This is a genomic window from Paenibacillus eucommiae, from assembly GCF_017874215.1.
Classification (GTDB): Bacteria; Bacillota; Bacilli; order Paenibacillales; family NBRC-103111; genus Paenibacillus_AI; species Paenibacillus_AI eucommiae.
The window spans coordinates 1-9,365 of the sequence record NZ_JAGGLB010000021.1; the positions used below are offsets into that span (position 1 = coordinate 1).

The 9,365-nt window shown below is 41.2% G+C and carries 11 protein-coding genes; 8 read left to right on the forward strand and 3 right to left on the reverse strand.

Going from position 1 to position 9,365, the window contains the following annotated elements; genetic code table 11:
* Positions 1–289: 289 nt before the first annotated feature.
* Entirely contained in the window at positions 290–835 is a 546-nt protein-coding gene (locus tag J2Z66_RS25880; RefSeq protein ID WP_209975638.1) for a GNAT family N-acetyltransferase, read from the forward strand.
* Between the two features lie 81 nt (positions 836–916).
* Complete coding sequence (locus J2Z66_RS25885) at positions 917–1,486, forward strand: GNAT family N-acetyltransferase (protein ID WP_209975639.1); 570 nt, start codon at positions 917–919, stop codon at positions 1,484–1,486.
* 12 nt (positions 1,487–1,498) lie between these two features.
* Here J2Z66_RS25885 and J2Z66_RS25890 read toward each other — a convergent pair whose 3' ends face one another.
* On the reverse strand, positions 1,499–1,738 hold the full coding sequence (locus J2Z66_RS25890; protein ID WP_209975640.1) for a hypothetical protein: 240 nt from the start codon (positions 1,736–1,738) through the stop codon (positions 1,499–1,501).
* Between the two features lie 130 nt (positions 1,739–1,868).
* On the opposite strand from J2Z66_RS25890, the gene J2Z66_RS25895 reads away from it, so the two are divergent.
* The 4 genes from J2Z66_RS25895 (at position 1,869) to J2Z66_RS25910 (ending at position 4,586) form a co-directional block, all read left to right on the forward strand.
* A complete protein-coding gene (locus J2Z66_RS25895; protein ID WP_245375841.1) occupies positions 1,869–2,324 on the forward strand; it encodes a GNAT family N-acetyltransferase in 456 nt (151 codons plus the stop codon).
* Positions 2,325–2,344: 20 nt separating this feature from the next.
* Positions 2,345–3,337, forward strand: coding sequence for an aminoglycoside phosphotransferase family protein (locus J2Z66_RS25900; protein ID WP_209975641.1), 993 nt, complete (start codon positions 2,345–2,347; stop codon positions 3,335–3,337).
* A gap of 56 nt (positions 3,338–3,393) precedes the next feature.
* Positions 3,394–3,957 carry an ATP-binding protein gene (locus tag J2Z66_RS25905; protein ID WP_209975642.1) on the forward strand — a complete coding sequence of 188 codons (564 nt, stop codon included), beginning with the start codon at positions 3,394–3,396 and terminating at the stop codon, positions 3,955–3,957.
* Between the two features lie 143 nt (positions 3,958–4,100).
* A complete protein-coding gene (locus tag J2Z66_RS25910; RefSeq protein ID WP_209975643.1) occupies positions 4,101–4,586 on the forward strand; it encodes an NUDIX domain-containing protein in 486 nt (161 codons plus the stop codon).
* Between the two features lie 94 nt (positions 4,587–4,680).
* On the opposite strand, the gene J2Z66_RS25915 is transcribed toward J2Z66_RS25910, so the two are convergent.
* The gene (locus J2Z66_RS25915) at positions 4,681–5,757 is read right to left on the reverse strand and encodes a stalk domain-containing protein (RefSeq protein WP_209975644.1); all 1,077 of its coding nucleotides are present in this window, start codon (positions 5,755–5,757) and stop codon (positions 4,681–4,683) included.
* A 136-nt stretch (positions 5,758–5,893) separates the two neighbouring features.
* Between J2Z66_RS25915 and csaA the strand changes: the two genes are divergently transcribed.
* Positions 5,894–6,223 carry a chaperone CsaA gene (gene csaA, locus J2Z66_RS25920; RefSeq protein ID WP_209975645.1) on the forward strand — a complete coding sequence of 110 codons (330 nt, stop codon included), beginning with the start codon at positions 5,894–5,896 and terminating at the stop codon, positions 6,221–6,223.
* A gap of 31 nt (positions 6,224–6,254) precedes the next feature.
* On the forward strand, positions 6,255–7,949 hold the full coding sequence (locus J2Z66_RS25925) for a hypothetical protein (RefSeq protein WP_209975646.1): 1,695 nt from the start codon (positions 6,255–6,257) through the stop codon (positions 7,947–7,949).
* 561 nt (positions 7,950–8,510) lie between these two features.
* On the opposite strand, the gene J2Z66_RS25930 is transcribed toward J2Z66_RS25925, so the two are convergent.
* Positions 8,511–9,305, reverse strand: a complete 795-nt coding sequence (locus J2Z66_RS25930) for an AraC family transcriptional regulator (protein WP_209975647.1) — start codon at positions 9,303–9,305, stop codon at positions 8,511–8,513.
* Positions 9,306–9,365: the final 60 nt, after the last annotated feature.

Consider the following 9,365-nt stretch of genomic DNA (forward strand, 5'->3'; position numbering starts at 1 on the left):
GCTCATTTGGATATTTTTTATTTATATAAAATCAACTTAATTTCCAATATTTGATGTTTCCATAAAATTGGAAGCATAGTGGGGCAAGTTTAGACTTCGGTGACCATTAGCTCACATGTTACCCTCGCCGATATGAAAATAGCTGTGACAAGTACCGGGTCGCTATAAAGCTGGTATTTTCGTAGCATTTAACCGCCATCGAATATTAGCTTGACTGTCAAGCACTGATTATTAGGTTGAGCCGGATAAATAGGATTATTAATTTACTAATTTAGAGGGAGGGCAAGAAATGGCACTTCAATTGGAAACAAACCGCTTGTTTCTTAGATTTTTTGAATTATTCGATGCAAAAATGGTTCAAGAGTTGGCTGGTGATGAAGAAGTAGCACGCACAACTCTGGCAATTCCTCATCCGTATCCAGATGAAGCAGCTGAGAAATGGATTGAAACTGTCCGTCAATCCTCAGAAAAAGGGGATAGTTATGCTTTTGCGATGATAAAAAAAGAAGATGGAGCATTGCTTGGAAATATGAGCATGGGAGTATTCCAAAAGCATAATCGGGCAGAGCTTGCTTACTGGGTCGGAAAACCTTACTGGGGTCAAGGGTACGCAACTGAAGCAGCCCGTAGGATTGTTCAATTTGGTTTTGAGGATTTAGAATTAAATCGTATTTCTGCTGCCGCAATGACTAAAAACCCAGGTTCTTATAAGGTAATGATTAAAATCGGTATGAAACTGGAAGGAACTTTTCCGCAGCATGTATTGAAGGCGGGAAGTTTTGAAGATTTAGTATTCTATGGAATCGTTAGATCGGATTATTTTAATTATACTTGAAAATTCCCAGAAAAAGAGCTGCGATTCTGATACCATTATTAGAGCAGAAAATCAGGTGCAATATGGGGGGCCAATACTATTATGAAAGAAATAAATTATGCCAACTACTTTTGGCAAGATAACGGAATCCGATTACGTGCTTTGCAGGAGGAAGATTGGGAGGCGCACTTTTATAATCGATTCGATACTCCAGCACGCCAACTATTAAATAGCGAAGTCGAACTACCTCCCACAATCGCGGAAGCTAAGAAATTTATTGAAAAATATGCTGATTTTGCTCCAGACACTGGGCGTATTATGTTTACTATTGAAACTCTTGATGGAGAAAATGTAGGCGGTATCAATCTTAATAGTATAGATGAGAAGAATGGAACATTTAGCATTGGGCTGCAAATAGACAGGGATCATCGTGGTAAAGGTTACGGTACTACCGCTGTTAGAATCCTTTTGAAATATGCTTTTTTTGAACGGAGACTGAATAAGTTTAACAACTACGTGATTGAGGGAAACACAGCATCTGAATCCATGTTAATTAAACTTGGCTGCGTGCAAGAAGGTGTACGAAGGGAAATGGTATATACAAATGGGCAGTATTTAGATGCCATATTATTTGGTTTAACTAAGGATGAGTTTATTGAGACTATGAAGTGAGTGGACACTGCTCTAACGAAAAATTGTAACGAATACTACAGAAAGAACCATGACTAAGGAAAATATTAAAATAAAAACATGAAAAGCTCTTAACGGTCTAGGCAATGTACTTAAATCCACTTTTCTGGGAGGTCCCGCACCTTCAATACTCTGCATGGGCAGCAACTCAGTGTCCAATGCTTGGTTCTCTTGGTTGAAGTAGACGGGGTCAGGTTCTGTTTCATGCACCTTGTTTTCATTACTATCTTTCATAAAAATCCTCCTTCATTGGATGATTCTTAAATACGTTAAGGAAGGTAAATGATTCGATAAATGTGCTATAATTTACTTAATATTCCTTTTACAATATCATGATTTTACTTTTATAACAATGGGGGCTATTATGATCGTCAACTCACATTATATGATCCGCAAAGCTGCAATCGATGATGTAAACTCACTTTCCGAATTATTCATTGAATTTACTGGTCAGAAGTTTGACACTACAAATACAAAAAAACAAATCGAAATGGTTTCACAAAATCCTTGTTACTATGTAGCAGTGGCCTGCGACGGGGATAAAGTCATAGGTACTGCGATGGCTATTGTCTGTTACGATTTGGTGGGAGATTGCAATTCATACATGCTCATTGAAAATGTGGTGGTTTTATCGGATTATCGTGGGAAGGGCATTGGTAAACTGCTGATGCAATCGCTTGAAGATTTTGGCCGGGAAAATAATTGCAGTTACGTAATTCTTGTATCTGGCTCTCAGCGTTCTGAAGCACATAAATTTTATCAGTCCATTGGGTATGAAAAGCATGCTGGATTTAAAAAAAGGTTAAGCTCCCGAAAATAAAATATTTAAGGAGATAGAAAATGGATCTGTCGTTGGCTGAAAAACAGGTTACAGAATGGGCAAAAGAATATGCACAAGCACTAGGATTAAAAGGCTCCCACATACAAGCGAAATACATTTGGAACCCTGGTGGATTTGTCAATCAATCCTATCGCTTATCTGATGGCGTAGTATCTAGGCATGTGAAATTCGCACTGGCCCACAAAGCCCCAAGTCTGAAACAATGGGCCATGATTAGTGATTATCTTGCAGATCATTACAATGCGCCTCGACTTGTTCAAGAAGTGACACATGAGATTTTGCCCGGTTATTCTTATGGTTTAGTGTTTGAATTTATAGAGGGCCATCCCTTGAGCGCTGCCTCTAACCCAATACCAGGAGTTCAGAAAGTACTGAAAACCCTAAATCGATTACATACAGATAGGCATATCCAAAGGAAATTAACTAGTGAGCGAGTTCAATCTTATGCTGCCGCATTTACTGAAGAATACATTTCTCGATTCGAAGAAGATTTGCAAGGTATAAGGTCTGAGAGACATTTACTTAGCTTTGTAACCGACGATTCGATAGATTGGTTTGAAGCTGAGGTCGATGCATTAAGACAAATTGCAAACCAGAAGCCTTGCTTTCAGAAGCAAGCGACGGATGTCGTACATAACGATATCAACTGGCAAAATATTTTGATCAATGATCATCACGATTTTTGGATGATTGATTGGGATGAATTGTCGGGTTCCGGAGATGCTGCAATGGATTACTCGGTACTTCTTTGGCCATTTTATTACACTACGGAATGGTCTTTTTGGAGAAAGCAGATCCTCCTCTTAACAAATGAAGAAACTCTGGAACGGATGGAGCTGTATTTTAGAGCGAAACATCTCGATGATGTCATCGACGTTCTTGCTGATTACATTGAGGCGGAGAGCATACCAGATGTGAGGGAAATGACTCAGCAACGAGCGAAAGAAACACATCTTCGGGCTTATGCTGACTATATGAGGCTTTATGCGTAAGTAAGATTTGCGATGAATTTAATGGGCAAAAGGGCAACGGTAAAGGAGGACTTATGATGAAATTTATTATAATATGCGGCCCCCAGGCGGTTGGGAAAATGACTGTAGGGCAGGAATTGGAAAAAATAACGGAATTAAAGCTTTTTCATAATCATATGACCATTGAGCTGGTTTCTCCCTTTTTTGATTATGGTACGGAACAGGGGAATCGTCTGGTGAGCTTGTTTCGGCAGGAGATTTTCGAAGAGGTGGCAAAGAGTGATTTGGCTGGGCTGATTTTCACTTATGTATGGGCATTTGATCTCCAAGCGGACTGGGATTATGTTCATAAAATTGGTCATATTTTTGAATCAAAAGGAGGCACCGTTTGCTTGGTAGAGCTTGAAGCGGATGTAGAAATACGACTTGAGCGCAACAAAAACCCTCACAGATTGCTGCATAAACCGACCAAAAGAAATACGGAACGTTCCGAAAAGGATTTGTTAAGCACCATGGACAAGCACCGCCTAAACTCCTATGATGGAGAAATAAAAAAAGATCATTATCTTAAAATTAATAATTCAACTATCGCTCCTGAAGAGGTCGCAAGGCTCATTAAGGAAAGGTTTCAATTGCTATGATGCAGCAGGATAAGATTCAAAAGGTTACAGCTTATATTACCAGATTTCATCAGGGAAACCAGCAGTTATTAGTTCTTAAGGAAGAATTTGTTTCCATTTAGACAAGATCTGAAAATAGAAAGATAAGTGCTGGAGGACCTAACATGACAAATAAAATGGAATGTATGATATACACAATGTGTTTGGTTCACTGTGAGAACAAAGTATTATTGATAAACCGGCCCAGTAGTCGTGGTTTTCCAGGGTTTCTGGGGCCAGGTGGCAAAGTGGATATGACGGAAAGCATAACTGAAGGAGCTGTGAGAGAGCTTCGCGAGGAAACAGGACTTATTGTAAAGCCAGAGGATTTGGTTTATAAGGGAATAGATGAATATGTTGTTCCCAAAACAAATTTTAGGTACATGGTCTTTAATTACGCAGCAACTAAATTTGAGGGCGAGTTGTTAGCCAATCCACCAGAAGGAGAGCTTCTTTGGGTAAATATAAAGGAAGCACTGGAATTACCGATGCAGCCTTGGTTTAAGCACAGATTCCCTTTGTTTATTGAGCCTGGAACGTTTGAAATTTCAGTTGTTTGGGATGAAGATAATCAAGTCGCATTTGAGGATAAGCTGTATCGTTTAGGTTGATTGTTCTGGATACAATGGTTAAATAGTTATACACTTGGTTACAAGAACAAGCCTGCTCCCCCTGTATGGAGAAGGGGATGCTGGCTTGTTTAAGTTATTGGAGTTCAACGTTAAATGCGGTAGGGGTTCGTGTATTTGTAATCAACGGTTCTGTAATGATGCTGCCGCCATCCAGGGTATAGCGGAATGTATCGGGTCTTTCCAGCGTTATCTGGTAACGTCCCTTGCTCAGCGGCCGGCCTTCACGGTCAACCGGATTCCAGGGTACGGTAAAGTGATAAAAAGACAGACTCTGAAGCGGACCTTCGATCGTAGGCAGCTTCTTTTCGTAAACTAATTCAACAAATTCGTTATTCTTATCGATCCGAGTTACTTTAATATTCATTTCAAAAGGCTTCAGTTCGATTTCGTGATCAATCGTATTTTGAAAAAAAACAATGAAGGGAGCCACCTGACCTGCTGGAAGATAACCGTCAAAGCCTCCTGGAGGGTAGAGGGCGGCGATGCCCCCACTACCCAATAAATGAACGTCTGTTTCTTTCGACTCTATCGCCTTAAGCTGGTCGCGTATCTTGATCACACAAGAATCCATTTTCCGATTGCCGTTAAAGGTAAGACTGGTGGAGAAAAGCCGGGTTTCACCAGGTCTCGGCGGTTTGCTCTCAGAATCCTGGATATATACAAAATCTGTTTTGCCGATGAGTTCCCCTTTTGCATCGAAAGCGTGAATTTCAATTTCTTTATCTTTCAAGACTTTATTAATCCGAATCGTTCCAGACGTTAGGGAGTTATTGCCGTTCGGCTCTCTGACTACATATAAATCCCCTATATTTACGTTGTTGTCCGGATCGCTCAAGGTGAGCGGCCCATTTTCAAAAGCTTGGCCTGTCATAAGGATGATCTGATTCTTGTTCCCATTAGAAGCAGCTGCTTCTTTGAAGCTGACCTTCGCTCCTATTGCCTCTGCAAATGTGCGCAGCGGAATGTAGGCTTTATTGTTGTAATTGATCACGGCATTGTCTCCGCTAACATCTACGGGTGTGATCATTTCTCCATGGCGAAACTCTACCTTGCTGGGAAACAGATAGGCCTGAATGGAGTCTGCTGCCCATACGGTCGTTGTCGTGGCGATAGCTGCTCCGCACATAAAACCGATTATAAATTTTTTCATGAATGTCCCCGTTTCGATTATTATTATTTTGTTTAATCGTTATACGAATAAAGAAAGAAAATGTTTTGTTTTTTATAGGGAAAAAATTAAAATTATGCCATATACATTTCAGGCATTAAACCCGGAGGTAACCACAATGGTGACAATTGATGACTTTTTGAAATTAGATATAAGAGTTGGGACTGTAATTAAAGCTGAACCTTTTCCAGAAGCACGAAAACCTGCAATAAAATTAGAAATCGATTTTGGGGAGCTAGGCATTAAAAGCTCGTCGGCTCAAATTACACACAGATATGAACCTGAACAGCTTATGGGCCGTCAAATCATTGCAGTGGTAAACTTCCCTGTCCGGCGTATTGCAGGCTTCAAATCCGAGGTGCTGGTCATTGGTGGTGTTCCTGAAGAAGGGGATGTGGTACTTTTGAAACCAGATGAGCCTGTGAAAAATGGTACACCTGTTTCCTAGTGCATGATCAAGTGTCAAGGAGGGAAGCGCAGTGAAAGCGTCATACGGATGGGTGATCTTAATTTTTGTTATTCTGTTATCAGCGGCGGGCTGTAAGGATACAGAGCAGGGGGTGGAAAACCCGAACCCTGACAACGCTTTTCCAGTTATGGAGCATGTGCAGTCCGTTAAGGTTATGAATAATAATGGGTCCGAGGTTATCTTTGAATTAAATGAAGAAGAGGATATAGTCGCATTGCTCCAAGGGCTGCAGGATGCTGTCCCGTCTTATATTGATGACCCAGAGCCAAATGGCCGGCTGTATAAGGTGGAGATGAAAAATGAATTGACAACCCAAACGTACACTGTCAATGATTTGCGGGAAACAGATTCACTTGATTTTAGCGTAAAAATATACACAGAAAGCAGCGAGGGGCAGGGTCAAGCCTGGGAACTTTCTAGTGCCTGGATTCGTTTACTGCTGGGTTATACTTCTGCAATTGTAGAACCCTTACTGTATGTGAGCACCAATGAAGACAGCAGCAGTGTTATCGTACAGTCAACACTCAGTTTGGACCGCGGATCTGTTGAAAAAGCGATCAAGGATACGCTAATCACGAGCGTTGCGGTTAGCGGCGGGCAGCCTCAGTATCACATATATTGGAGCGATTCACAGCGGTTTGTTGTCCGTTTTCCCAACTTAGAGGAAGGGACCTCCGTACATTTTCGATTAGATGGAGTGCTGTCAGAGACGGGCGTTTCGTTTGCCAGTGAGTCACAGCCCATTCGCAATCTGGCAGTTTTGAATAGCCAAAAACCTTTGAAAGGTCTTAAGTGGGTAAATATTAACAGCGAAATCATACGTGAACAAAAGCTGGAGTCTGCTGTTCTCATTCAACCCATTTGGACAGATAACCAAGACAAGGACTCTATTTTGGTATATCATCCTGATGACAGTCAAAGCTTGATCCAACTTTCCACAGGAGATTTAAAATCTATTAACATCAGAGAGTGGCCTGATCTTGAGGAAGTCTATGGCAATGATTATGGTACAAATGTTTTATTTTCAGACAGGTTTGTTGAAGAAAAGTCCTACGCAGTAAAAGGAAATCGTACCGTTTACAGCGTGAATAGGAAAACTGGAGAGGCCAAGAAGCTTTATTCTTCAGAGAAACCGATTTATGGCATGGCCTCTTCACCTGACAGCAACCGGATTGCTATTCTTGTTTCTTCAGAATCTTTTATTGGCCCTTTTGCCGATCTAATCGTAATAAACAAAGAGGGCAAAGAAATATTCAGGAAAAAGGAAGCAAGCTATGTAGGGCACAGTGACGGATTTTTGTTCGTCTATCCGATGACATGGGTGGATGATCAAACGATTGGCGTGCCGTACCGCTGGAAGGATGAAGACCGTTATGTATCGGGTAACTCGTACATTCATATAAAGGATGCTTCAATTAAGAATGAAGAAGAGGTTACGCTTCCGAATGAAGCTATAGAATTACTGGAGCAATATACTGGAGGGCCTGGATCAGTAGAAATTATAAGGGTTTTACCAAGTCCAAAGGGAGATCAAGGTCGTTACTATGCTGTGCAAATATCGAATACAGGATGCTGGTTAATAGATGTTATTTCCAAAAAGGTGACATGGCTGGGTCCTGGCACACTGGTTCAGTGGAATGAGTTAGGAGAGGTTGTCGTATGGCAATCCAAACAGGAAGGGAGCATTCATATCATAGGGCTATAATCATTTGCACAAAAAACGTGAAGTCTGGGGGTGATCCAGGTGGCTGTAGGATTAGAGAAAAGAAGAACGAATTTTCCTCAAAGGAAAACCAAACTACTGATCGCAAAGCCCTTGCAGTGAGCAAGCCGAACATGTCGATTCATTCCCGCAGAACCATGCGGTATACGTATCTTTGGGCCCTTAGGACTTGGACAAACAATGGAATGCTTACAATAGTCAATGAAAAACTTGTTTTTGGTTCGCCTTCGTTCTTTGCACGCCGCAAGTCGCATCGGGATCGGAATATGTTGTTTTCTCGCACTGGGCAAGTGCTTTGATCCGCACGTGTATGTCCATCAGCGCGATTCATGAAAACCATGATCCAACCTACGGATTTCTTAGATACAGGACTCGGGAGAGTACTGTTTTCTTTTTTTACCGACCCGAATCCCTTGGTAGCTTTACTCTGATCTAGATACCAGTTTCTTTCCTCGTTCGTTCCAGATAAACTCCATCATACTAAGCTCCTCGCAAAATTGTTCTTTTGCTCTTATTTTCAGGGTAAAGCGTAGCAACATAGCTTTATTTACTATCAATCAATTGGGCGCGATACTGCTTTGGTGAAGAGCCGTATCTTTGCTTGAATACTCGATGGAAATAAGGGTAACTGCCTAATCCACAGCTTTCTGCAATGTGTTCTAATGTAAAGGAACTATATTGCATCCGTTCAACCGCCATCGCTAAACGCACCTTTACTAAGTATTGAATCATAGTTTCATTATAAGAATCCTTAAATATATGAGCTGCTCTAGATATACTCAATTGCACATGCCTCGCGACATCCTCCACCTTAATGATATGTGTGGCATGTTCCTCGATGTATCGTTTCATCCGAGAAGCAGTAAAGATGTGATTATGCGAAGAATGGTTTTCACTCATTGCCCGATCGAGTGATAAGCAGAGTGAACGCAGCAGATAGTCGCTTAGCTCTGAATTTTTTTCACCTACACGACGGTTTTCCAAGATAAGCTGGCGCCATAACGAGCGTATACCATCGTTGGGATCGATACGTGTGCGCTGTGCTTTGACAGACCTTGCCCACCATTCGTTAATCCACTCACCTTGACAGTATAAATAATAATCACCACTAACAACTGTTGCGTTTTCATCCCCGGTAATTTGCAGTTCATATGGACTTCCAGGTTCATATAAGAGCAGATCACCTGACTCTATGCGCGTCATCTTGCCATCAACCAATGCATAACAAAAGCCTTCTGTTTGCATTCGAAATAAATAAGAGAAGAAACCTTGGCGCTTGATTGTCGAGAGAGGAGAGGAATGATATGAATAATTACAGCTTAAAATTTCTGTTTGCATATGGTGTTGTCCTCCAAATGATAGCAGAATTGATTAGGACTTCATTGTATCGCATATGGT